General features: G+C 40.3%; 17 protein-coding genes and 2 pseudogenes. 15 read left to right on the plus strand and 4 right to left on the minus strand.

Translation table 11 applies throughout. From position 1 onward, the window contains the following. Nucleotides 1-18: 18 nt before the first annotated feature. The 5 genes from OA84_RS05200 to OA84_RS05220 all read left to right on the plus strand — a co-directional run bounded on the left by OA84_RS05200 (nucleotide 19) and on the right by OA84_RS05220 (nucleotide 6,220). Nucleotides 19-978 carry an endonuclease/exonuclease/phosphatase family protein gene (locus OA84_RS05200; RefSeq protein ID WP_039343441.1) on the plus strand — a complete coding sequence of 320 codons (960 nt, stop codon included), beginning with the start codon at nucleotides 19-21 and terminating at the stop codon, nucleotides 976-978. A gap of 41 nt (nucleotides 979-1,019) precedes the next feature. Then, the gene (locus tag OA84_RS05205; RefSeq protein ID WP_039343443.1) at nucleotides 1,020-1,490 is read left to right on the plus strand and encodes an Lrp/AsnC ligand binding domain-containing protein; all 471 of its coding nucleotides are present in this window, start codon (nucleotides 1,020-1,022) and stop codon (nucleotides 1,488-1,490) included. A gap of 141 nt (nucleotides 1,491-1,631) precedes the next feature. Then, nucleotides 1,632-2,630 (plus strand): deoxyribose-phosphate aldolase, encoded by a 999-nt coding sequence (gene deoC / locus OA84_RS05210; RefSeq protein WP_052252128.1) that lies wholly within the window; start codon nucleotides 1,632-1,634, stop codon nucleotides 2,628-2,630. A gap of 254 nt (nucleotides 2,631-2,884) precedes the next feature. Beyond that, complete coding sequence (locus tag OA84_RS05215) at nucleotides 2,885-5,278, plus strand: aldehyde dehydrogenase family protein (RefSeq protein ID WP_039345724.1); 2,394 nt, start codon at nucleotides 2,885-2,887, stop codon at nucleotides 5,276-5,278. Between the two features lie 78 nt (nucleotides 5,279-5,356). Then, a complete protein-coding gene (locus tag OA84_RS05220; protein WP_156965040.1) occupies nucleotides 5,357-6,220 on the plus strand; it encodes a glycoside hydrolase family 25 protein in 864 nt (287 codons plus the stop codon). Nucleotides 6,221-6,271: 51 nt separating this feature from the next. On the opposite strand, the gene OA84_RS05225 is transcribed toward OA84_RS05220, so the two are convergent. Beyond that, nucleotides 6,272-7,447 (minus strand): thioredoxin family protein, encoded by a 1,176-nt coding sequence (locus tag OA84_RS05225; RefSeq protein ID WP_039343446.1) that lies wholly within the window; start codon nucleotides 7,445-7,447, stop codon nucleotides 6,272-6,274. Nucleotides 7,448-7,585: 138 nt separating this feature from the next. After that, entirely contained in the window at nucleotides 7,586-8,029 is a 444-nt protein-coding gene (locus OA84_RS05230) for a ferritin-like domain-containing protein (RefSeq protein ID WP_039343449.1), read from the minus strand. 228 nt (nucleotides 8,030-8,257) lie between these two features. On the opposite strand from OA84_RS05230, the gene OA84_RS05235 reads away from it, so the two are divergent. The 8 genes and pseudogenes from OA84_RS05235 (at nucleotide 8,258) to rpoN (ending at nucleotide 19,646) form a co-directional block, all read left to right on the plus strand. Beyond that, nucleotides 8,258-10,135 (plus strand): ABC-F family ATP-binding cassette domain-containing protein, encoded by a 1,878-nt coding sequence (locus tag OA84_RS05235; RefSeq protein WP_039343452.1) that lies wholly within the window; start codon nucleotides 8,258-8,260, stop codon nucleotides 10,133-10,135. Between the two features lie 15 nt (nucleotides 10,136-10,150). Then, a complete protein-coding gene (locus tag OA84_RS05240; protein ID WP_039343455.1) occupies nucleotides 10,151-11,527 on the plus strand; it encodes an APC family permease in 1,377 nt (458 codons plus the stop codon). A 148-nt stretch (nucleotides 11,528-11,675) separates the two neighbouring features. Then, a complete protein-coding gene (locus tag OA84_RS05245) occupies nucleotides 11,676-13,889 on the plus strand; it encodes a TonB-dependent siderophore receptor (protein WP_039343459.1) in 2,214 nt (737 codons plus the stop codon). Nucleotides 13,890-14,025: 136 nt separating this feature from the next. Further along, a complete protein-coding gene (locus tag OA84_RS05250; protein ID WP_039343462.1) occupies nucleotides 14,026-14,544 on the plus strand; it encodes a membrane protein in 519 nt (172 codons plus the stop codon). Between the two features lie 459 nt (nucleotides 14,545-15,003). Next, nucleotides 15,004-15,564: pseudogene (locus tag OA84_RS05255) on the plus strand (30S ribosomal protein S16); the annotation flags it as partial. 257 nt (nucleotides 15,565-15,821) lie between these two features. Then, a complete protein-coding gene (gene rimM, locus OA84_RS05260; protein ID WP_039343468.1) occupies nucleotides 15,822-16,364 on the plus strand; it encodes a ribosome maturation factor RimM in 543 nt (180 codons plus the stop codon). A 305-nt stretch (nucleotides 16,365-16,669) separates the two neighbouring features. Next, nucleotides 16,670-18,115: an asparagine--tRNA ligase gene (asnS, locus tag OA84_RS05265; protein WP_039343472.1), complete on the plus strand. Its 1,446-nt coding sequence runs from the start codon at nucleotides 16,670-16,672 to the stop codon at nucleotides 18,113-18,115. Between the two features lie 55 nt (nucleotides 18,116-18,170). Beyond that, on the plus strand, nucleotides 18,171-19,646 hold the full coding sequence (gene rpoN / locus OA84_RS05270) for an RNA polymerase factor sigma-54 (RefSeq protein WP_039343474.1): 1,476 nt from the start codon (nucleotides 18,171-18,173) through the stop codon (nucleotides 19,644-19,646). Between the two features lie 40 nt (nucleotides 19,647-19,686). Here the strand turns inward: rpoN and OA84_RS05275 are convergent, their stop codons facing one another. Continuing rightward, nucleotides 19,687-20,361 carry a hypothetical protein gene (locus OA84_RS05275; RefSeq protein ID WP_039343478.1) on the minus strand — a complete coding sequence of 225 codons (675 nt, stop codon included), beginning with the start codon at nucleotides 20,359-20,361 and terminating at the stop codon, nucleotides 19,687-19,689. Beyond that, nucleotides 20,354-20,848, minus strand: coding sequence for an RNA polymerase sigma factor (locus OA84_RS05280; RefSeq protein WP_039343480.1), 495 nt, complete (start codon nucleotides 20,846-20,848; stop codon nucleotides 20,354-20,356). The genes OA84_RS05275 and OA84_RS05280 overlap by 8 nt, the downstream gene beginning before the upstream one ends. Nucleotides 20,849-20,987: 139 nt before the next feature. Between OA84_RS05280 and lptB the strand changes: the two are divergent. Together lptB and OA84_RS05290 are read left to right on the plus strand one after the other, a co-directional pair. Then, a pseudogene (gene lptB, locus OA84_RS05285) lies at nucleotides 20,988-21,713 on the plus strand (LPS export ABC transporter ATP-binding protein); the annotation flags it as partial. 516 nt (nucleotides 21,714-22,229) lie between these two features. Then, nucleotides 22,230-23,957: an ABC transporter ATP-binding protein gene (locus OA84_RS05290; RefSeq protein ID WP_084060909.1), complete on the plus strand. Its 1,728-nt coding sequence runs from the start codon at nucleotides 22,230-22,232 to the stop codon at nucleotides 23,955-23,957. Nucleotides 23,958-23,964 lie beyond the last annotated feature (7 nt).

Here is a 23,964-nt window from a genome sequence, read left to right on the forward strand (position 1 = left end):
TTAGCGCCTAATTTTTTTATGATGTTAACCACTGCTGACACCGAGATTGTTTCGTTTTATAATGTGGAGAATCTGTTCACTCCGGATCCGCCGCCAAAACACAAGCGCGACCCGACGCCATCAGGACTTCAGAACTGGGACGAACGAAAATATCAAAATAAACTTTTCAAGATCTCCGGCGTTTTTCATATGATTGAAGAACGTGAAGGTGTACTGCCGATGCTTATCGGGCTGTCGGAAATCCAAGGTAGAAAGCCACTGGAAGATTTAATAGCCCTGCCGGCCTTTAAGTCGAAATATGGAATTCTACATTATAACTCCATGGACGAACGCGGTGTGGATGTCGCGCTGTTATACGACAAAGAAAAAATCGAAGTTATTTCATCGGAACCACTTTCTTATTTTTTCACGGTTAAAACGGCAGATTTTGAATATTTTGATACCACGCGCGATGTTTTATTTTGCAAAATAAAATACCAAAATATAATGCTGAATGTTTTTGTGCTTCATTTGCCTTCGAAACGAGAAAAAGATGTCAACAAATCACGAAGACAATATATTTTGAATGACCTTAAACAGAAAATTGAAGAAATATCTGAAGTATCCAATGCACCGGTTGTGATTATGGGTGATTTCAACGAAAACCCCGATGAGGAAATGATTGCCGATTTTACTTATGACAAAGATTATGAGAAGTCGCTGATTAATCCTTTTCTGCACTTATACCAAAACGAAAAATTTTCTACATTTCATTATAAAAGTGGCTTACTTTTTGACCAAATGATGCTAACGCGACATTTTCTGGATGAAAACTTCCCTTTAACTGTAAAAGATGCGAAAGTTTTTAACCACGAAAAATTGCAGAACTGGCATCAGAAATTTTCCGGCAGACCGTTTAGAACTTATTCCGGGACAAGATATTTAGGAGGATATAGTGATCATTTTCCTATTTTAATTACCTTTAATGCCAAAATGTAATCGCTAATAATAATCTATTATGGTACCCAAATATATAAAACATGAAAAATGCGGTCAGTACACAATATCATTTAGATAATATAGATAAGGAAATCATCTATATGTTGATGGACAATGCCAAAACTTCGCTTGCGCATATCTCAAAAAATGTCGGAATCTCTACAACTGCCGTGCATCAGCGCATAAAAAAACTAGAACAGGCGGGAGTTATAGAAAATTCTATTTCATTTCTAAATCCACGGAAAATCGGCTTTAATGTTGTTTCATACATCGGCGTTTTTCTGGAGCAGCCAAGTCATTACCACGACGCGGTAAAAGCTTTGCAGGACGTAAATGAAGTCGTCGAAGCACATTACACCACAGGAAATTACACCATTTTCCTGAAGGTTTTATGTCGCGACAACGATCATTTGATGCAGATATTAAACAAACTTCAAAAATTAAAAGGCGTTACCCGCACCGAGACTTTTATCTCGCTGGAGCAAAGTATCAGCCGACAATTACGGGTTTAAACAGCTTTTTTTTACGATTTACAAAGTATGCTTTTCGGGCATACTTTTTTGATTTTAAGACACTCTATATTATTTAAGATAAATGGTTAATTTTGCTGAATATAAATCACCACAAATATTTTCTAATTTAATATATATTTCATGCAGAAAACATTAGAAAAAAATGCTGCTCAAACCACGGAAAATTCCATTTTGACAAGAAACGAAGGTTTGCCTTTCAATACCAAATATTTCGATTTTATCAATATTAACCGTAGCGCGATAGAACGACGCGTATCAACGTTGACGGGCCGTCGCAGCGTAAAAAAAGAATTTCAGGCCGCCTGGTTGCTCAAGGCGATTTCAATGATCGACCTTACAACTTTAGCGGGCGACGACACGCGCGGAAACGTTTTGAGACTTTGCGAAAAAGCGAAAAATCCGGTGCGTAAGGATATTTTAAAAAGTTTGAACATGCAGGACGCCAACCTTACAACAGGCGCGGTCTGCGTTTATCATACCTTAATTCCGTTTGCGAAAGAAGCTTTAAAAGGGACTTCAATTCCAATTGCCGCAGTTTCTACCGGCTTCCCGGCAGGGAAAATTTCGCTGGAAGAAAAACTGACGGAAATTAAAAAATCAGTCGCTGCGGGAGCTACAGAAATCGATATTGTAATTTCCCGCGACCTGGTTTTAGAATCCAAATGGCAGGAACTGTATAACGAAATTCGCCTGTGCCGCGAAGCTTGCGGCGAAGCGCACATGAAAACCATTCTGGCAACCGGCGAAATCCCAACCTACACCAAAGTCGCCAAAGCTTCCTGGGTTGCCATGATGGCGGGTTCAGATTTCATCAAAACTTCCACTGGAAAAGAATCTGTTAACGCAACTTTAGCGATCAGTTTAGTTATGATTCGCTGCATCCGAGATTATTACGAGCTTACCGGCTGCAAAATCGGTTACAAACCGGCGGGCGGCATCCAGAAAGCAAAACAGGCGCTGGATTATTTAATTTTGGTAAAAGAAGAATTGGGCAACGACTGGTTAACGCCGGAACTTTTCCGTTTTGGCGCAAGTTCGCTCCTTGGCGACATCGAAAGACAGCTGGAACATTACGTAACAGGTAGATACAGTGCAAGTTTCCGTCATCCGATGGCGTAAATTTTTTGGGCGCCTTTTTCCGCCCTCCACTCCCGCTTTTTTTGCTCCATTGCATTTCGCAAAAAAGAGCTTCGTTCAGGTCGGGGCGCAACGAAAAACGGAAAACGGAAAAAGAAGTTTAAAATTAAAGTTTTATTTTTTCGGAGCTAAAACATCATTTTTTTAGCTTTTGACAAACTTAAAAAACGAAATTATTTGTGACTTTTGTGGTTCATTACCACCTCACCGCATTACCAATTTATCATATCAACATAATGGAAATCAAAGAAATATACGACACCATGATTTACGGTCCCGCTCCGGAAACTGCTGCTCCTGCGGTAGAATTTTTAGAAAATCACGACAGAACATTCGATCTTTTCATCGGTGGTGAGTGGGTGAAACCGCATTCCAAGAAATATATGGATTCCAACAATCCATCAAATAAAGAATTTTTAGCAAAAATCGCTGAAGCCGACGAAACCGACGTCGACAAAGCCGTGATGGCAGCCAACAGCGCGCTTTCAGAATGGGTAGCAATTGGTGGTTTTGAACGTGCGAAATATCTGTACGCAATAGCGCGTCAGATTCAGAAACATTCACGCCTTTTTGCGGTTTTAGAAACTTTGGACAACGGAAAACCAATCCGCGAAACCCGCGATATCGATATTCCAATCGTTGCACGTCATTTTTATCACCACGCAGGTTGGGCAAAACTCATGGATACTGAATTCCGCGATTATCAGGAAGTTGGCGTTATCGGCCAAATTATTCCGTGGAATTTCCCTTTAATGATGCTTTCCTGGAAAGTGGCGCCAGCTTTAGCCATGGGAAATACCATCGTTTTAAAACCTGCAGAATATACTTCATTAACCGCACTTTTGTTTGCGGAAATCTGTGAAAAAGTTGGGCTTCCAAAAGGTGTTGTAAATATCGTAACAGGTCGCGGAACCGTTGCCGGAAATGCTTTGGTCAATCACAAAGACATCCAGAAAGTTGCCTTCACCGGTTCCACCAAAGTCGGAAAAATTCTTAGAACAAATATCGCAGGAAGCGGCAAAAAAATATCCCTTGAATTGGGTGGAAAATCTCCGTTTATCGTTTTCGAAGATGCAGATTTAGATTCGGCAATTGAAGGAATTGTGGACGCAATTTGGTTTAATCAGGGTCAGGTTTGTTGTGCGGGTTCAAGATTATTGGTTCAGGAATCTGTTTCTGAAAAATTCTACAAAAAACTGCGCGCCCGCATGGAAACTTTGCGCATCGGCGATCCGCTGGATAAAGCCGTTGACATGGGTTCCATTGTTGATCCGATTCAGTTGAAAACCATAAAAGATTTGGTAAATATCGGCATCGAAGAAGGTTGCACCATTTACCAACCAAAAAACGGACTGCCGGAAAACGGTTGGTTTTATCCGCCAACTTTATTCACCGACGTGCCGACAAGCGCTGTAATTGCACAGGAAGAAATTTTCGGGCCGGTTTTGGTCGCCATGACTTTCCGTTCACACTCCGAAGCATTGACGTTGGCAAACAATACAAAATATGGTTTGGCGGCGAGTGTCTGGACAGAAAATATCAATTTAGCTTTAGACATTGCACCGAAAATCAAAGCCGGAAGTGTTTGGATCAACTGTACAAATCAGTTTGATGCAGCGGCAGGTTTTGGTGGTTATAGAGAATCTGGTTTTGGCCGCGAAGGTGGAAGAGAAGGTTTGTATGAATATTTAAAACCAAAAGTGGAAGCCGAATTTACTTCAGCACCGGTTTTGCCAAAAGCTGAAAAGCAAAAAAACAGTATAAAAGCAGCCAATATTTTAGCGGATATCGACCGTACTACGAAAATGTACATCGGTGGAAAGCAGGCGCGCCCGGATGGTGGTTACAGCACGGAAATCACCAATTCTTTCGGTGAGTACATCGGCGAAGTTTCTGAAGGAAACCGAAAAGACATCCGAAATGCTGTGGAAGCGGCGCACGCGGAAAAATCGTGGGGCGGAATGACCGGTCACGCACGAGCGCAGGTTCTTTATTATATCGCAGAAAATTTGGCCATTCGCGCGGAAGAATTTGCGGAAAGAATCGTAGAAATGACCAACCAATCTTTGGAATCCGCGCAGGATGAGGTTGAAAAATCAATCGAAAGAATCTATACTTACGCGGCTTACACCGATAAATACGATGGTGCAGCACATTCCACTGTTCAAAGAATGGTTACACTTGCAATGCCGGAAGCAGTCGGTGTGATGGGAATTATCTGTCCTGAAGAAAATCCGCTTTTAGGATTTATTTCTACGGTGATTCCGGCAATCGCGATGGGAAATAGAGTGGTGGTAATTCCATCAGAAAAAAATCCGTTTTCAGCAACCGATTTTTATCAAATTCTGGAAACTTCCGATGTTCCTGCAGGAACGGTAAATATTGTTACCGGTCCGAAAGACGATTTAGCCAATGAACTTGCGAAACATTATAATGTAGAAGGAATTTGGTATTTCGGAACCGCGGAAGGAAGTAAAAACATCGAATTATTATCTACTGAGTCGATGAAAAGATCCTGGGTGAATTTCGGAAAATACCGAAACTGGCTGAACCCGAAACACGGCGAAGGTCCGGAATTTCTGCGTCACGCAACAGAAATCAAGAATATCTGGATTCCGTACGGCGCTTAAAAAAAATCAAAAAAATACCCAAAAAGCCACGAATTTTTTCGTGGCTTTTTCATGCTAAAAAATCTATTTTTGCAAACCATGACCGAACGAAAACTGAACAAAAAAATTACCCGCAAAATTCATAAAAAGCGCAAAAGACATTTTCTGTTGCGTCGCGAAATCCTGCTTTTGTGTCTGGTTTTGGCGCTGTTTGGCACCGGTTTTTATTTAAAGGAAAAAATTTCTTTTTACTACGCTTTACATTTCAATAAATTTGAACATAAAAAGCTTTCCAATTCTAAAGAGGAAGAAGCGCGCATCAACCGGATTATCGGGGACAATACTGATAAAACCTTCGGTATTGATGTTTCTCATTATCAAAGAAAAGAAGACATCGCGTGGGACAGTTTAAGCATCGGAAACCGCGCCATTCCGCTGGAATTTGTGGTTTTACGCGCCACCATGGGAAATCGTTCAGCAGATAAACATTTCGATGAGTTCTGGACTTTAGCTAAAAAGCACAATCTGGTTCGTGGCGCGTATCATTTTTACCGCGCGGATGAAGATCCGGTTTTGCAGGCGAATAATTTCCTCGAAAACGTAAAGTTGGAATCCGGTGATTTGCCGCCGATTTTGGATATTGAAAAAATTCCGCGTCGGAAATCCACCAAAAAACTCATCGAAGATTTAAAAATCTGGTGCCGGATTGTAGAAGAAGCCTACGGTGAAAAACCGATAATTTACACGTATTATCATTATCACAAAGATTTTCTAAAGGGTGAATTTGACGATTATCCGCTTTGGCTCGCAAACTACAATGATGTTCCCCGACCGTCGCCGGACGCCGAGTGGCGTATCTGGCAGTTTACCGAAAACGGAATTGTGTACGGCATCAATACCAAAGTTGACCTGAATGTTTATAACGGAAGTTTGTGGTCGCTGAAAAGGCTGACTTTAGACTAATAAAAAAAGATGCTTTTTACGGCATCTTTTTTAATTTTATTTCAAGTGAAATTATTTTGTTTTATCAAGCAAAGCTTGCGTGTCTGCAAAATCATCACCACTTTTTTTCGCTAATTCGATGGCTTTGGTTGCCCAAGTTTTCGCGTTTTCCTTTTGTTCCAATTTGAAATAAAGGTTTGCCAAAGTGTCGGTATTCGCGTAACCTTCTTTCATTTTTACCGACTGTTTTGCCCAATTTAATGCTTTTTCTAAAGCTGCTTTATCTGTGGCGTTTTCGAAGAAATTCCAGGCGATAGAATTCAGTTCGTCTGATGTAAAAGCAGGCGAAGTTCCGTCGCTGTAATATTCCAGCGCAAGTTTCTGGTAAGTTGCTTTATCCTTTTGAAGCGAAGCCACTCTCATTCTGGTTTTCAGCAAAAGTGGTCGCAAAGCTTCTTCCGACATGGATTTTCGGGCTTCCGCAACATATTTTTTCTCATCGAAAGTTTTGGTCGCTTTATCATACGAATTATTAAAAAGTGCACTTTGCGCGAGGCTTTGAAGCAACTGCGTATATCTTTCTTCGGGCATCATTTTCAAAAGCTCAGCTTTTCGGGAAATAAACTGCGGAAAAAGAGGAGAATTTGAATCCGGAGTTAAAGCAAAAAGGTAAGACAAATCTTCCTGCGAAAGCTGCTCTTTTTTCTGGTTGTAGTAAGTAACAGCGGCTTTCGTAGCTAAATCAGCGTCAGAAAAAGCGAAAACTTTAATGAAATTTAGCAGGAAATCCGGGTTTTTGTCGCCCGCTTCAAATCGTTTCTTCAGCGCGCCCAACTGTTTTGCAGGATCAATGGCATCTTTTCCGACTAAAATAAATTCCGGCGCCGGAAAATAAGACGTCACACGGTGAATGAGTTCACCATCGCCATTCAGAAAAAGATAGGTCGGGTATGCACGAACATTGTATTTTTTCGCAATATCAATGCCTTCACCTTTTTCCATATCGATTTTGGAATTAATGAAGTTCGCGTTGTAAAATTCGCCCACCGTTGGCTCCGGAAATACGTTTTTCGCCATGAGTTTACATGGGCCGCACCAGGTGGTAAAAGCGTCCACAAAAAGCAGTTTGTTTTCTTTTTTTGCGATGGCCAAAAGCTCCGCGAAAGTTTTATTTTCCTCGAATTTCATTCCCTGACCGAAGGTGATGATGCTAAAAAAAAGCAGTAAAATGAGCGATATTTTTTTCATTTTTTAAAATAATTTTGTGTGTCAAATTTAAACAAATTCGTGGATATAGCTGTCTATCATCCTTTTCATTAAATTCAATAGCGCGCGAAAAAAACCGCTTCTTTTGAAGCGGCTTGTAAAACATAAAAAATTGCCATTTTACGAGGCAAAATCTTCCATTGTACGCAGTGCAACCAATGCGCGGTCCACCGAATCTTTCTGTTTACGTACCATTTCGCGCACGTCCTGTGGCAAATTGGTATCGTTCAAAACTTCACCGTATTCTTCTGAAAATGTTTCTTCACCACGGATGCATTCTTCATAAATCGCTTGGTCGCCGGTGGCAAAAGCACTTCTAATCGCAATCCACGTTCGGTGAAGATCACCAGCTAAACTTGTTCCTTTGTCCGGCTCGCCGCCGTATTTTGCAATTAATTCTTTGATTTTGTGCCCGAAATCGTATCTGTTTTTGGCCTGGCTTTCAAAATAAGATTTCAAAGCGCGGTGCTCAATTTTTTCTGCGGCTTCTTTGTAACCTTTTTCTGCGTCGTAATTTTTGGTTAATAAATCGTTCAGCTCGCTGACTACTTTGTCGTTTTCCATTTTAAATTTTTTTGATGTTAATGGTGTTTCAGCATCACAAAATATTCCATTTCATTGATAATCAACAGAATTAACACAGTTTAACGCTCGGGTTTTTAGTTTTAAATTTAAGCTGCTGTTTCATAATTTTCGAATTTTTTGCCCAAACAGCACGGAATTTTTCTGCGCCGTTCTCTCGCCAAAATTCAGTACTTTTGCACCTTTCAAAAACCCTTCTTTTCTTTTATAATGAATTATATTTCAGCAGAAAACCTCACGAAATCTTTCGGAGTTAAAAAACTTTTCACCGACATTACTTTCCACATCAACGAAGGTGATAAAATCGCAATTGTTGCTAAAAACGGTTCCGGAAAATCTACTTTGCTCAAAATTTTGATGGGCAAAGAAATCGCGGATTCTGGTACAGTTGTCATCAACAAAGATATTCAGGTGGTTTTATTCGATCAGGAAATTGATTTTGAAGGCGAGCTGAATGTGGAAGAATTTATGATGACTTTGGATTCCGCACCGATTATGGCGCTGAAAAATTACCATCATGCCTTGGTTTCGGAAGATCCGGATGATATGGACAAAGCGCTGAATGAAATGGAAATTCACGAAGCCTGGGATCTTGAAAATGAAATGAGCCAGATTTTGTACCAACTGAAAATCACCGATTTGACCTCGAAAATGAAAACGCTTTCCGGTGGGCAGATCAAGCGCGTTGCGCTGGCAAAACTTCTCGTGGAAACTCGCGCGCAGCACCGCCACACTTTGCTGATTATGGACGAACCAACCAATCACCTGGACGTAGATATGGTGGAATGGCTGGAAAATTATCTTTCAAAAGCCATGGTGACTTTGCTTCTCGTAACTCACGACCGCTATTTTTTGGATGCTGTTTGCGACAAAATTTGGGAAATGGAAGATTACAATCTTTACGTTCACAACGGCAGCTACGGCACTTATCTGGAAAACAAAATCATCCGCGAGGAAAACCTGAATTCTACTATCGATAAAGCACAAAACCTTTATAGAAAGGAGTTGGAATGGATGCGCCGCCAGCCAAAAGCGCGTACCACGAAATCGAAATCGCGCCAGGACGATTTTTACGAAACCGAAAAAATTGCCAAAACAGATACCAGAAAAGAAAAACTTGAATTGGATTTTGAAATGAAACGGCTGGGCCAGAAAATTTTGGAACTACACCATATTTCAAAAAGTTTCGGTGATAAAGTGTTGCTGAAAGATTTTTCTTACCAGTTTCAGCGCGGTGAAAAAGTAGGGATTGTAGGTAAAAACGGTGCCGGGAAATCCACACTTTTAAATATTATCCAAGGGTTAGAGCCGTATGATTCGGGTTCCATCGAAACCGGTGAAACTATAAAATTTGGGTATTTTTCGCAGAAAGGTTTGCAATATAAAGAAGAGCAGCGCGTTATCGATTTCATTAAAGATATTTCGGAGAATTTTCCGCTTGCCAATGGCAGAACCATTTCTGCCTCGCAGTTTTTGCGCCTCTTCCTGTTTGATGACCAAACGCAGTATTCGCCGATTTCCAAACTTTCCGGTGGTGAAAAACGACGTTTGCATTTGATGTACGTTTTATACCAAAATCCGAATTTTTTAATTTTCGATGAACCGACGAATGATCTGGATTTACCAACATTGACGGTTTTAGAAAATTTCCTGTTGCAGTTTCAAGGCAGTTTAATTATCGTTTCCCACGACCGATATTTTATGGACCGAATTGTGGATCACGTTTTAGCTTTCGAAGGCGATGGAATCATCAAAGATTTTGTCGGCAACTTCTCGGAATATCGCGAAAAAAAGGCTTTAGAGCAGTCAAAAAAAGTTTCAGCTCCGGCACCGGAAGCTCCGAAAAAAGTTGAAGCCGTAAAACCGGTTCAAACTTCTGCTATTAAAAAACTTTCGTTTAAAGAACAGCAGGAGCTGAAAGAAATTGAAAAAGAAATGCCAAAATTGGAGAAAAACCGCGCGGAAATTTTGGAAAATCTGAACAACGAAACCGATTACGAAAAGATTGCGGTTTATTCCAAAGATTTAGAAACGATTGCTGAAAAACTTCAGGATTTAGAAATGCGTTGGTTAGAACTTCAGGACTAAAATTTCCATCAAATTATGCGCGACAACCAAAAACTGGAAGCCAAATACGGTTTATTTACCGCCATTTCTATGGTGATCGGACAGGTTATTGGATCCGGAATTTTCTTTAAAGTTGATGATGTGCTTTCCGCAACCCAGGGCAATGTTTTAGCCGGATTTCTAGGCTTTATCATTGTCGGCATCAGCGTGGTTTTCGCCGGAATTTCTATGGCGAATTATGCCGAAATTTTGCCAAAAGAAGGCGGAATTTTAAGCTATGTCACCTATCGCTTTGGCAACACTGCGGCCTATTTTGTCGGTTGGATGTATATGAGTTTGTTTTATCCCGCGCTGACCGCGGTTCTGTTCACGGTTTCCGGGATTTATATTGCGCATTTGCTGGCAGATTTTCTGAATTTTTCACCGACTCCTTTGCATTTCGCGCTGATTGGTTTCGTAAATTTGGTCATCTTTTTCTGCGTAAATATTTTTCGGCCTAAAAGCAGCGGAATTTTTCAGCAAATGACAACAGTGCTGAAGGTTTTACCGTTAATTTTCATAGCGTCGCTCGGTATTTTAAGCTTGGTAAAAGGCGATGTAAGCCAGGTAAACACATTTACGCAAATCGGGAACGGTGTGCAGAATCAATCATTTTTGCTCTTGGTGGCGGCGAGTTTTATCCCGATTTCATTTGCTTTCGACGGCTGGTATATCGCCACGCAGATTTCGGGTGAAATTAAAAATTCAAGCAAAAACCTTCCGAAAGCTTTAATAATAGGAACCATTTCGGTAATGGTGATTTATATATCTTATTATCTCGGAATTGTTTTCAGGATGAGCGGCGAAGAAATTATCGCGCTCAAAGACACTTATATCACCGAATTTGCAAGGAAAATTGCTTCAAATTCCGGAGCTTTGATTATGCAGCTTTTCATTATTATTTCGGTTTTGGGAACTTCAAACGGTTTGCTTCTCGCGACAATTCGCGTTCCTTATCAGTTTTCGAATTTAAAGAAATCCAAAAAATTCCTGAATTTGACTAAAATTGATGAAAAAACAAAAATGCCGGTGAACAGTGCAATTTTTGGAACTTTAATTATTCTTCTATACATCGTTATCTATTATATTACAAATACGGTTTCGTTTTTTACCGCGAAGAATTTTGACATTTCCGCAATACCCATCATTTTTATTTACCTGGTCAACGGTGCTTTGTTTATTGGTTTGTTCCAACTTTTCAACCGGAAACTTTTTTCGCGTAATTCATTAATGAAAAAAATAATGGCCGTAATCGCGGTCTTCGGAATTGCCATTGTTTTGTTCGGAACCGCGAGTGCGCCGAACGGAATTACATATTTCATCATCAACATTTCCTTCCTGCTTTTTGGCTTTATTTTCCTGAAAAAAAACTGATAAATATCAGCTAAAAATAAAACCAGCTTCATTTTCAGGAATTTAAACAAATTTCTTTATTTAGAATAATTCAAAATAGACTTGTGTAAGTAAGCGGATTCTTTTACTTTTGCAGCGTTATTTTAATTCAGTCTAAATAAAAACGTCCATGAAAAAACAGAAAATTTCTCTCGGAATGTTATTGATTGCTGCAACGATGAGTGGGCAGATGAAATATGATTTTGAGAGTGACACGATCAGAATTCAGCAAATTGAAGATGTAAACCTTCATAAAACCGGAAATCCCAATAAAGCACGCCCACTTTCGTCGAAATCGAATTTGACGATTATGGAAAATCCGCAGCCAGTGGCGATTGTAACGCATGAAGTAATTGAGCAGCAGCAAGCAAAACAGCTGAGCGACGTTCTGCAAAATGTAAACGGTCTTTATATTACGTCTTCGCGCGGAAATTCACAGGACAGTTTTGGTGGACGTGGTTTTGTTTTCGGGAACGACAATATTTTTAAAAACGGTTCGCGTGTAAACAGCGGTGTTTTCCCTGAAGTTTCCGGTTTGGAAAGAGTGGAAGTTTTGAAAGGCGGCAACGCAATGCTTTACGGAAATGTGGGCGCTGGTGGTGTGGTGAATTTAATAACAAAAAAACCAAAATTTGATAAAGGTGGAAGTGTAAGTTTCAGCGCAGGAAGCTGGAACAGCTATAAACCAACCGTCGATTTTTACGGTCCGTTAAGCGAAAAAATTGCGTTCCGTGTGAACGGTTCTTTTGAAACGGCTGAGAGTTTCCGCGATGTGGTAGAATCGGAAAAATATTATTTCAATCCGTCTTTTGTTTTTAATATCGGTGAAAAGTCGCAGATTTTGGTTGAAGCAGATTATCTGAAAAATGAATTCACGCCGGATTTCGGTGTCGGTTCCATTACCAACAAAGACGGTTCCTACGCGATGAATAATTTATTGCCGCGCAACGCTTTTCTTGGTGCAGATTGGCAAAACCAAACGGTAGAACAGGCAACAACCGGAATTACATTTAATCATCAGTTTAATGATTTCTGGACTTTAAATGCTGTCGCGTCTTACCAAAACTACACGAAAGATTATTTTTCTTCCGAAAGAATTCAGTGGAGCTATGACAATACTGACCGTTTAAGCTGGAAAAGACCGATCAATAAAACCTACGCGGAGCAAAACTACACCAGTTTGCAGCTGAATTTAAATGGTGAAGTGAAAACCGGCAATGTAAACCATAAAATTTTAGTTGGAACCGACGGTGATTACGGCACCAACGATTCTTACACTTTCAAACTTTCGCAATCGCTGTACGGCACTAACGGAAATGCTGATGGCACGATTTACCTGGATGATCCGTCGAGCTGGGCGTCGGGAGCAGTTCCGAACTCGGAAAGAAAAGACCGCAACAGAATTCCGACGCAAAGATTTGGAATTTACGCGCAGGATTTCATTGAACTTTCGGAGAAATTCAAAGTTTTGGCGGGTTTGAGATGGTCTTATGTGGAAAACAAAGATTCTGAAAAGAAAAACTTTGCCAACAATTCAGTTACGATTTCCGAAGGAACGGTAGACCGCGCTTTTTCGCCAAAAGCAGGTTTGGTTTATATGCCGAACGACAATCTTTCGCTTTTCGCGACTTACACCAATTCTTTCAGTCCAAATACCGGCCGCGACATCGATGACAATTCTTTGAAACCTTCGCTCATCGACCAGTATGAACTGGGAATGAAAAAGAATTTCTGGAATAATGCCGTAGCAATTAACCTCTCGCTTTATCAGATTGAAAATAAAAATTTCTACCAAACTGCTGAATTTAAAGCAGACGGAACGGTGAATTCCGATTCCAGCATCAAAGATTTTGCAGGAAAAATGCGCAGCCGCGGCGTAGAGCTAGATATTACGGGAAATCCGTACCCGAATCTGTCGTTGATTGGTGGTTTTTCCTACAACCATTCGGTTTACCTGGATACGCCGGCAGATTTCGGTTATGTTGAAAACCAAAGATTAGTTAGAACTCCTGCGACAACCGCAAATGCTTCCGTTTTCTATACTTTCAATGAGTATGTGAAAGGACTAAAAATCGGGGCGAGCGCCTATTTTGTAGGTGACAGAATTGCAGGCTGGAACGATACCAAAGAAACATTGGATGATCGCGGTGGCGCCAGCAGATTGCTGAAAGTTGACGATTATGTGACGGCAGCTTTATCCGTTGGTTACGACTGGAAGAAATTTTCAGTTTTAGGAAAAATAGGAAACCTTTTCGATACGGTGAATTACAATTACCACGAAAATTATTCGGTGAACCCAATTACTCCACGAAACTTTTACGTGACGTTTAACTACAAATTCTAACTTTTCATAAGTTTGCATCCTGAAAATAAAACAGTGGAAAAGCATTTTTCCGCTGTTTTTAAATCAGGGAAGCGAAATTAACGGGTATTTGCCCGTTTCTTCCCATTTTTAAAAAAAACAAAAAAAACAGAAAACTATGGCAGCAATTAAGGACACCAAATCATTTATGCGGATTACGCACCGCTATTTAGGCTATTTCGCGGCGGGAATTATGGCGGTTTACGCCCTCAGCGGCGTGTTGCTCATTTACCGCGACACCAATTTCCTGAAAAAGGAAAATAAAACCGAAATCGTGCTGAAACCGAACATGACGGAAAAGGAACTCGCGAAAGAAATCAAAATGCGGAATGTGGAGTTTAAACCGGGCGACGGCGACCTGAAAACCTTTGAACAGGGAACTTACAACCTGAAAACGGGCGAAGCGAAATACACGAAAATGGAGTTGCCGTATGTGCTGGAAAAATTCAACCAGCTGCATAAATCCACGTCTACACACCGCTATGCGACGCTGAACGCGGTTTTCGGTTTTGTGCTGTTTTTCTTTGTGATTTCATCTTTCTGGATGTTTAATTTCAAGTCTAAAGCGTTTCGTCGTGGAATGATCTACGCAGGAATTGGTTTTGTAGTGGCGGTAATTATGGTGTTTTTTCAGTAAGGATGGAGTATGAACGTTGAGTGCTTTTGAAATTAAAAAATTTGCCGTTTTAGCGGCAAATTTTTTCGTTTTGGAATTTAGAACTGCTTTTTGGTGAAGTTGAAAAAAAAGCTGCTTTTTGGGCATTTTTTTTCGTTTTGGAGTTTGGGATTGTTTTGGTAAAATCGAAAAAAATGCTGTTTTAAGAGTGAATTTTTTCATTTTGAAATCTGGATTTGGGAACGGGAAGTGGAAGGAGCGTAAATCTCTAGCCCTGATTGAACGGCGTGTTTGAGCTCTCCCGCGCGTAGGGAAAAGCCGCGCCGGGAAGCGAGTAGTGAAAGCAGGTTCCCGGCTCCTGAAAAAAAATGGGCATTTTAGCGGCAAATTATCTGCGCGCGAGCGCGTTGCATTGAGAAATTTGATTATCTTTGCAGCCTTATAATTAATCGGGACGAGTTCCCACAAATTCAAACATTTATGTCAGTAAAAATTAGATTACAAAGACACGGTAAAAAAGGGAAGCCTTTTTTCCACATCGTAGTTGCCGATGCAAGAGCAAGTAGAGATGGTAAATTCATCGAAAAAATCGGGACTTACAACCCAGTAACCAACCCAGCAGTAATCGACCTGAATGTTGATGCTGCCGTAAAATGGTTAAACAACGGTGCGCAACCAACAGATACTGCGCGCGCAATCCTTTCTTACAAAGGCGTACTTTACAAAAAACACTTATTAGGTGGTGTTGCTAAAGGTGCTTTCGACCAGGCAACAGCTGATGAAAAATTTGCAACTTGGTTAGCAGGTAAAGAACAACAGGTTCTTGGTAAAAAAGACGGTTTGAGCAAAGCGAAAGATGAAGCTAAAAAAGCTGCTCTGGAAGCTGAAGCTAAAGTAAACCAAGGTAGACTGGATGCTGCTGCGAAAATTGAGGCTGACGCAAAAGCGGAAGCTGACGCGAAATTAGCAGAAGAAAAAGCTGCTGAAGACGCAAAAATCGCTGAAGCTAAAGCTGCTGAAGAAGCTGCAAACGCGCCAGCGGAAGAGGCTGTAGAAGAGAAAACAGCAGTGGAAACTGTTGCAGAAACTTTAGGCGGAGCTGCAGCTGTAGTTGCAGGTGCTATTGATACCGTAAAAGAAACTGTAGCAAATGTTACTGAAAAATTAGCCGGAAGCGACGAAGCAACTGAAGAGGGAGCAGACGAAGCAAAAGCTTAATAAATTTCTTATCTTAAGAAGTGCAAAAGCGTCAATTAATTTGACGCTTTTGTTATTTTAAAACCCTTTATATTTGCATTATGAAAAAAGAAGATTGCTATTTTCTCGGCAAAATCACGCGCAGACATGGCTTGCACGGAAATGTATTTTTGAAATTGGATACCGATCAGCCGGAAATGTATAATAAATTGGATTCTATTTTTGTGGATATCAATGGCCTTTTGGTGCCTTTTTTTGTGGCGAAACAGGCGTGGAGCAAAGGGGAAACGCTGATTATTTCCTTTAAAAATTCCACCGAAGCTTTGGTGGATCAGGTGGTAGGCAAAGATGTTTATCTGCCGCTTTCCGGTTTGCCGAAACTGACTGGAAATAAATTTTATTATCACGAAGTGGTTGGTTTTGAAATTCGTGAAGAAGACGGCAAATCCTGCGGAATCATAGAGTCTGTAAACGACCAGACGGGCCAGCATTATTTTTTGCTGAATCTTGCAGGAAAACAAGTGGTTATCCCAATTATTAAAGACTGGATTCTGGAACTGAATCGTGAAGAAAAATATCTTAAAATGGCGTTGCCGGAAGGTTTGATGGATGTATTCCTGGTGCCTTCAAAAAAAGACGAATAAAAATTGCCTGCTTTTCGGGCAATTTTTTTGAAAATTTATAGTAAAGATTTAAAGGCAATTTTTTTGCCTTTTTTTGACCATTTTTTTTCAGATTTTGTTAAATTGATTTTGCTAAAAATTTTGAGTAGTAAATTTTAGTAAAGTCTAAAAACAAGAATTTCGGTGAAAAAACACCGAAATTCTTAGAAAAATATTAATAACCTAAAGCAAAAATTACGCCAATTTTTAGTAAGTTTGCATAGACTGAGATTTGGCGAAGCGCAAAATTTCGGTAAAACACTTAAAAAAAAACGACTTCCACGAAAATGAGAACGACGATAAAAGAACTATTAGGAAATTATAGAAAACAGTTGCACCACGACATTACGATTCAAGGATGGGTTCGGGCGTTCCGCTCCAACCGTTTTATTGCTTTGAATGACGGTTCAACTATAAATAATCTCCAGATTGTCGTAGATTTTGAAAAATTCGACGAAAACCTGCTGAAAAACATTACCAATGCAGCTTCGCTGAAAATTGTTGGTGAAGTGGTAGAAAGTCAGGGAGCAGGACAAACCATTGAACTCATCGCGAAAAAAATACAGATTTTAGGCGATAATTTTACGGAGGAGCGTGACAAAACCATTCTTCAGCCAAAGAAACATTCATTGGAAATATTGCGTGAGCAAGCGCATTTGCGTTTCCGTACCAATCTTTTCGGCGCTGTTTTCCGTGTGAGAAGTTCGGTGAGTTTTGCCATTCATCAGTTCTTTCACCAAAACCAATTTTTCTACATGAACACGCCGATTATTACGGGCGCAGATGCAGAAGGTGCGGGTGAAATGTTCAGCGTAACGAATTTCGATTTAAATGAAATTCCGCGCGATGAAAATTCAGAGATCGATTTTTCTCAGGACTTTTTCGGTAAAAAAACCAATCTTACGGTTTCCGGCCAGTTAAGCGTGGAAACTGCAATGATGGGACTTGGCCGCGTGTACACCTTCGGTCCAACTTTCCGCGCAGAAAATTCGAACACGGCGCGTCACCTTGCGGAATTCTGGATGGTGGAACCCGAAGTTGCTTTCAATAATCTGGAAGATAATATCGATTTAGCAGAAGATTTCTTAAAATATGTCATCGGTTATGTTTTAGAAAACTGCAAAGATGACTTGGAATTTTTGGATAAAAGATTTACTGAAGAGCAAAAACAAAAACCGGAAAAAGACCGCGCTGCAGAAGGTTTAATTGAAAAGCTGAACAACGTGATCCAAAAGCGTTTCAAACGCGTTTCTTACACCGAAGCTATTGATATTTTAAGGAATTCGAAAGAAAATAAAAAGGGCAAATTCCAGTTCCCGATTGATGAATGGGGCGCAGATTTGCAAAGTGAGCACGAGCGTTATTTGGTAGAAAAACATTTCGACAGCCCGGTTGTTCTGTTTGATTATCCGAAAGAAATCAAAGCTTTCTACATGAAACTGAACGAAGACGGAAAAACCGTTGCCGCGATGGATGTTTTATTCCCTGGAATTGGCGAAATCATCGGTGGCTCACAACGTGAAGACCAACTCAGCATTTTGCAAAGCAAGATGAAAGATATGAACGTGGACGAAGAGGAATTGTGGTGGTATTTAGACACCAGAAAATTCGGTTCGGTTCCGCACGCAGGTTTCGGTTTGGGATTGGAAAGACTGGTATTATTTGTTACCGGGATGACGAACATCCGTGATGTAATCCCTTTCCCGCGCACACCTCACAATGCGGAATTCTAAGTAAATTTCCGTACATTGAGGAACACATCAAAATAAAAAACACAGAGATCTTAATATGTTAAAGCAAAATCTTCAAATGCGACTTGGCCAGAAACTGGCCCCTCAACAAATACAGTTAATGAAGCTGATTCAACTGCATACGCTGGAATTTGAAGAGGAACTGGAGCGCGAACTGGAAGAAAATCCCGCGCTAGAAAAAGTGCAGGAAGAAAATAAAGAGGAAGAATTTTCCTCAGAAGAAAGTTTCGAAGAAGAAGGCACCGAAAGCATTGATACCGATTTCGATGTAAACGATTATATTTTCGATGATGAGCCGGCTTACAAAACTACGGCGAGCAACTATTCGGCTGATGATGAAGAATTCGATAACCAGTCGCTTTTAACGGAAGGGCAGTCGCTTTACGATTATCTTTTAGAGCAAATCCGCTTATCGAATATTGAAAATGAAGACCTGCTTATCGCGGAATATATTATCGGAAATCTGGATAACGACGGTTATCTGCGCAGAGAACTGAAAAAAGTAGTAGATGATTTAGCGTTCTCGCAAGGCGTTTTTACCACGGTAGAAAATGTGCAGGAAATTCTGGAAAATTATGTTCAGAAACTCGATCCGCCGGGCGTCGGCGCCAGAAATTTGCAGGAATGTCTTCTACTCCAGATTGAGAAAAAAGTTTCTGCGGATAAAGCAGTGAGTTTAGCCGGAAATATTCTGAGAAACCAGTTTGACGCGCTTACCAACAAGCACTACAACAAGATCATCCAGAAATACGATATTGAAGAGGAAGATTTAAAAGATGCTTTGGAGGTTATTTCTAAACTTTCGCCGAAAGTAGGTGGAAATTTTGATACGCAGACGATTACCATTAATAATGAAATTATTCCGGATTTTCTAATCACCGTTAAAGATAACGGAGCGAAAGGAATTGAGGTAATTCCATCATTAAACAGCAAAAATGCGCCTTCATTACGAGTTTCCGATGAGTATAAAGATATTTTAACCACATATTCTCACGATAAAAAATCGCCGGAACATAAGCAGGCGGCGCTTTTCATCAAGCAAAAACTCGACGCAGCAAAATGGTATATTGACGCGATAAATCAGCGCCAGAATACGTTGTTGCAAACCATTTCGGCCATTGTAAAACTTCAGAAAGATTATTTCATAACGGCTGATGACAAATCCTTGAAACCGATGATTCTAAAAGATGTTGCGGATATTACAGGATTTGATATTTCCACCATTTCCCGTGTGGTAAAAAGCAAATATGCAGATACACCAAATGGAATTGTCTATCTGAAAAGTCTCTTTTCCGATTCCTTGACGAACGACGATGGTGAAGAAGTTTCAACCAAAGAAATCAAAACGCATTTGATGGACGTCATCAACAGCGAAAATAAGCGCAAGCCGCTTACCGACGACGCGTTGGTTGGTTTGTTGAAAGAAAAAGGCTACAATATCGCAAGACGAACCATCGCGAAATACCGCGAACAGCTTAATATACCAGTAGCGCGATTGAGAAAAGAATTGTAAAATTCAAAACAAAAAAAAAGGCTTAAAAAGAGGGGAATTTTTATAAATTCTCCTCTTCTATTTTTCGGAGCTGATCGAGATTTCTGCCTAAGCGTTTTAAAATAAATCCGTAGACAACGCGATAATAAAGCCAAATCAAGACCACGCTGATTCCTACGGTTACGAGCAATCCGGTGAAAAATCCAAACATCGTGGAGTTGGTTAATTCAATATTTTGCTGTGAAAACACGCTAAAAATGTAAATTCCTAAAATCAGCGAAAAGACAATGAGCAGAACGATATTTGCGAGAATGAAGAGCTGAACTGTTTTCTTGAATCTGATGATTTGCAGAATGAGTTTTTTCAGGTTCGATTCCACATTTATTTTCCGGTAATTCTGGTAAAAAAAGTAGATAAAAGCCGCCGTCATGATTAAACTTACCACTTTTAGCACCAAATAAATCTGCGTTAATGTACTTTCAAAATCTCTAGAATTATCAATGCCCAGTTTCCCCAAAACATTGGTTAAATCTGCTGTTTCTTCACCCAAATAAGTGTAGTATAAATTGACGCCGAAAATCAGGATAAATTCCACGATGCTGATCCACAAAATGTATTTCACGTAATTACGCGACGATTTATTCAGCATCAGTTCAATTTCGCTGGTATTGTATTTTGGCTGAACAGGTTCCTGCTGCCAGGTTTTTTTAAAATCGTCTAAATCAAATTCAGGCATGTTTCTCCATTAGTTGTTTTAAAGTTTTCTTCAGCCGGTTCATTTTTACCCGCGCATTTACCTCGGTAATTCCTAAGTTTTCTGCAATATCGCGGTACGGCAAATCATCCAGATACATGGTGATGATCGCGCGTTCCACATTCGGCAGCATTTTTATGACTTTATAAAGTGTAGAAATATGCTGTTGTTTTTCATCGTCCGCTTCCACATAATTGCTGTGATGGTAATCGAGCAGTTCATCCGTTTGCGGCGATTTGGTTTTCTTACGGAAAAGGGTAATTGCGGTGTTCAGCGCTACGCGATACATCCACGTGGAAATCTTCGATTGTCCTTTGAATGAGTCGTAGGAACGCCAGAGTTGTAACACGATCTCCTGAAAAAGATCCTGTTCGTCCTCAAGAGTATTGGTGTAAAGTCGGGAAACCTTAATAATCAAACCTTGATTATCCTTGATAAGTTTCGCGAATTCTTTCTCTTTAAGGCTCAAATTTTCGTTATTTTTAGAAAAAACGAAGATAATTTTTTTTAGCCGAAATTTAAAGTAAATAGTAAGATTTCATTTGTATAATTGAAAGGTGAGAAAACCATTTTTCCGCATCTTACTTCTAATTTATTATATTTGCTGCATGATTCTACGCGGAGAAAATTTGATTAAAGAATACGGTCCCAAAAAAGTTGTAAAAGGCGTTTCTGTGGAGGTTGCACAAGGTGAAATTGTAGGATTACTGGGACCTAACGGCGCCGGAAAAACCACAAGTTTCTATATGATTGTGGGCTTGGTAAAACCAACTTCCGGAAAGATATTTCTGGATAATCAGGAAATCACCAGCGATGCCATGTACCGCCGCGCGCAGAAAGGAATCGGATATCTTGCGCAGGAAGCTTCCATTTTCCGGAAACTTTCCGTGGAAGATAATATTTTGGGCGTTTTACAGCTCACCAAACTTTCACGCCGCGAACAGCAGATGAAATGCGATGAACTCATCGAAGAATTTTCCCTGCAACACGTGCGAAAAAACCGCGGCGACCTGCTTTCCGGAGGTGAAAGAAGAAGAACCGAAATCGCGCGATGTCTCGCGACAAGTCCGAATTTTATTTTGCTCGATGAGCCTTTTGCCGGCGTAGATCCAATTGCGGTGGAAGATATCCAGAAAATTGTGCGCAGTTTGGTCGATAAAAACATTGGGATTTTAATTACTGATCACAATGTGCAGCAAACGCTTGCCATTACGCATAAAACCTATATTATGTTTGAAGGAAGAATTCTGAAAGAAGGTTTGCCGCATGATTTGGCAAACGATCCGCAGGTTCGCGAAGCTTATTTAGGTGAAAATTTCGTGTATCAGGATATTTTGAATAAGCCGAAAAAACGCGAATTTGTGTATAACATCTGGGCTGGAAACTTCAACTCGAAAAACCAGTTCCAAAATTTTGTTGATGATGAATTCGGCAACGTAGAAAATCTGCGAGTGATGTACGGTTTTGAAGACATCAGCTTTGCCTCGCTTGCCAACTCCGAAATTGAGCATATTTTTACAGAAGTTGTCGATAAAACAGCGAATAATTCATATCTTTTTCAAAAGAAAGAAATCACCTCGATGTACACTTTGGAACAGGCAGAAGCGGAATCGAAATCACGCAGCAAACCTGAACTGCATTATTTGACAAGCTTCCTTTTCCAGTCTTAAATTTTTGAAAAAAAATACCCGTTTAAGGCCGAAAAAATGTAACAGGGAAGGTGGTCAGGTTTTTGTTGCGTACGAGTTTTCTGAATTTTCTCTCAAATTATGCCGAAACCTTTTAACCGAACCATCACACTTTACCATATTTATCAGCAACTGCTGCCTTTCATCAAACCGTATCGTCTGATGATGTACGGCACGCTTTTCCTCACTTTTATCGGTGCTTTGCTGGCGCAGGTGAATCCGCTTGTTTTAAAATATACGGTGGACGAAGTTACGGCGTTAACGCAGCTTCCAGATCCGATGTCCGAAGGAATTCATATTTTGGTCGTTATTTCTGCTATTTTATTAGGAAAAGAATTATTGAATATTTTCATCCAGTTCGGTCAGAAATTTTACGGTGAAAAAATCCGAATTAATACGAGTTCGGTTTTAGCACAAACGGCAATTGATAAAATTTTAACCTACAGCGTCGCTTTTTTCAATGATGAAAATCACGAATCCGGAAAACTTCAAATCCGCATTGACCGGGGTATTGAAAGCCTTACGAAACTCGTTCAGAATTTTTTCATCGATATTTTGCCCTTATTTTCCAATGCAATTATCGCCTTGGTCATCATGTATATGCAAAACGTATATGTCGGTTTGGTTTCCACTATCGTCGTCCCGATTTATTTTGCAATCAGTTCTCTGCAGGCGAAAAAACTTTCCGGAGTGCGGCGCCAGCTTCGCAACCAGCGCGAAAAGAAAACTTCCGGACTTTTAAATCTCATCAATTCGATTATGGTGATTAAAAGTTTTGTCCGCGAAAAATTCGAAGGTAAAAAACAATACGATCTTCAGATGCAGCTCATGGAAAGCCAGCTTTTCACGCGGCGCACGAATTTTATTTACGATGGTTTAAAGACTTTTATTGAGCAGTTCGGAGTTGTTTTAATCATTCTTCTTACGGTTTATCTGGTTTTGGATCAGCAAATGACAATCGGGGCGATTATGCTGCATATTCTTTTGTTTAATAATGTTTCAGCGCCAATCCGCCAGCTTCACCGGATTTATGACGATATGAATGACGCCATGATTTACGCTGAGGGTTATTTTGATATTTTGAATGCCGATGGCGAAACCGAACCAACCGGATTGGTGGTCAAAGAAAATTTAAAAGGCAAATTCGAGCTTAAAAATGTAGATTTTACTTATCCGAACGGAAGCAAAGCGCTCGACAATGTTTCGCTCACAATCGAAGACGGGAAAACTACGGCGCTTGTCGGCTTAAGCGGCGCCGGGAAATCTACGGTAATCAATCTTTTATGTAAATTTTACCTCCCCGATGCCGGAAAAATTCTGCTTGACGGCATTAATTTAAATGAATTTGAAAATACAGCACTGCGCGATGATATTGGTTTGGTGCTTCAAAAAAACCATATTTTTCAGGGAAGCATCGAAGATAACATCCGCTACGGAAATATGAACGCGACTTTTGAGGAAATTGAAACCGCTGCAAAAAAAGCGTATTTACACGACCAGATTATCGAACTTCCAAATAAATATGAGCACGACGCGACGCAGCTTTCCGGTGGACAACAACAAAGGATTGCCATTGCGCGTTTGTTTTTGAAAGATCCACCGATTATTTTTCTGGATGAACCAACGGCAAGTTTGGACGCAATCGCGACAGAACAGATTAAAAACTCACTGGACGCCATAAAAAAAGGTCGCACCGTGGTGATTATTTCGCACTCTTTGTCGCAGATTTTAGATTCTGATAAAATCTACGTCATGAAAAAAGGAAAAATGGTGGAAAGCGGCACGCACAGCGAACTCGTGAGTTTGCGCGGCACATACCGCGAGATTTTTGATGCTTCGGCGCGAAGTCTTAATTTAGATAAATTGCTGAATTCTTTCAGCGAAAATTAATTTTTAA

The organism is Kaistella solincola (assembly GCF_000812875.1).
Lineage (GTDB): Bacteria > Bacteroidota > Bacteroidia > Flavobacteriales > Weeksellaceae > Kaistella > Kaistella solincola.

Bases quoted from the DNA above. Each gene is read 5' to 3' on its own strand.
- OA84_RS05200 (WP_039343441.1), top strand. From the start codon at position 19: ATGATGTTAACCACTGCTGACACCGAGATTGTTTCGTTTTATAATGTG.
- OA84_RS05205 (WP_039343443.1), top strand. From the start codon at position 1,020: ATGAAAAATGCGGTCAGTACACAATATCATTTAGATAATATAGATAAG.
- deoC (WP_052252128.1), top strand. From the start codon at position 1,632: ATGCAGAAAACATTAGAAAAAAATGCTGCTCAAACCACGGAAAATTCC.
- OA84_RS05215 (WP_039345724.1), top strand. From the start codon at position 2,885: ATGGAAATCAAAGAAATATACGACACCATGATTTACGGTCCCGCTCCG.
- OA84_RS05220 (WP_156965040.1), top strand. From the start codon at position 5,357: ATGACCGAACGAAAACTGAACAAAAAAATTACCCGCAAAATTCATAAA.
- OA84_RS05225 (WP_039343446.1), bottom strand. From the start codon at position 7,447: ATGAAAAAAATATCGCTCATTTTACTGCTTTTTTTTAGCATCATCACC.
- OA84_RS05230 (WP_039343449.1), bottom strand. From the start codon at position 8,029: ATGGAAAACGACAAAGTAGTCAGCGAGCTGAACGATTTATTAACCAAA.
- OA84_RS05235 (WP_039343452.1), top strand. From the start codon at position 8,258: ATGAATTATATTTCAGCAGAAAACCTCACGAAATCTTTCGGAGTTAAA.
- OA84_RS05240 (WP_039343455.1), top strand. From the start codon at position 10,151: ATGCGCGACAACCAAAAACTGGAAGCCAAATACGGTTTATTTACCGCC.
- OA84_RS05245 (WP_039343459.1), top strand. From the start codon at position 11,676: ATGAAAAAACAGAAAATTTCTCTCGGAATGTTATTGATTGCTGCAACG.
- OA84_RS05250 (WP_039343462.1), top strand. From the start codon at position 14,026: ATGGCAGCAATTAAGGACACCAAATCATTTATGCGGATTACGCACCGC.
- rimM (WP_039343468.1), top strand. From the start codon at position 15,822: ATGAAAAAAGAAGATTGCTATTTTCTCGGCAAAATCACGCGCAGACAT.
- asnS (WP_039343472.1), top strand. From the start codon at position 16,670: ATGAGAACGACGATAAAAGAACTATTAGGAAATTATAGAAAACAGTTG.
- rpoN (WP_039343474.1), top strand. From the start codon at position 18,171: ATGTTAAAGCAAAATCTTCAAATGCGACTTGGCCAGAAACTGGCCCCT.
- OA84_RS05275 (WP_039343478.1), bottom strand. From the start codon at position 20,361: ATGCCTGAATTTGATTTAGACGATTTTAAAAAAACCTGGCAGCAGGAA.
- OA84_RS05290 (WP_084060909.1), top strand. From the start codon at position 22,230: ATGATGTACGGCACGCTTTTCCTCACTTTTATCGGTGCTTTGCTGGCG.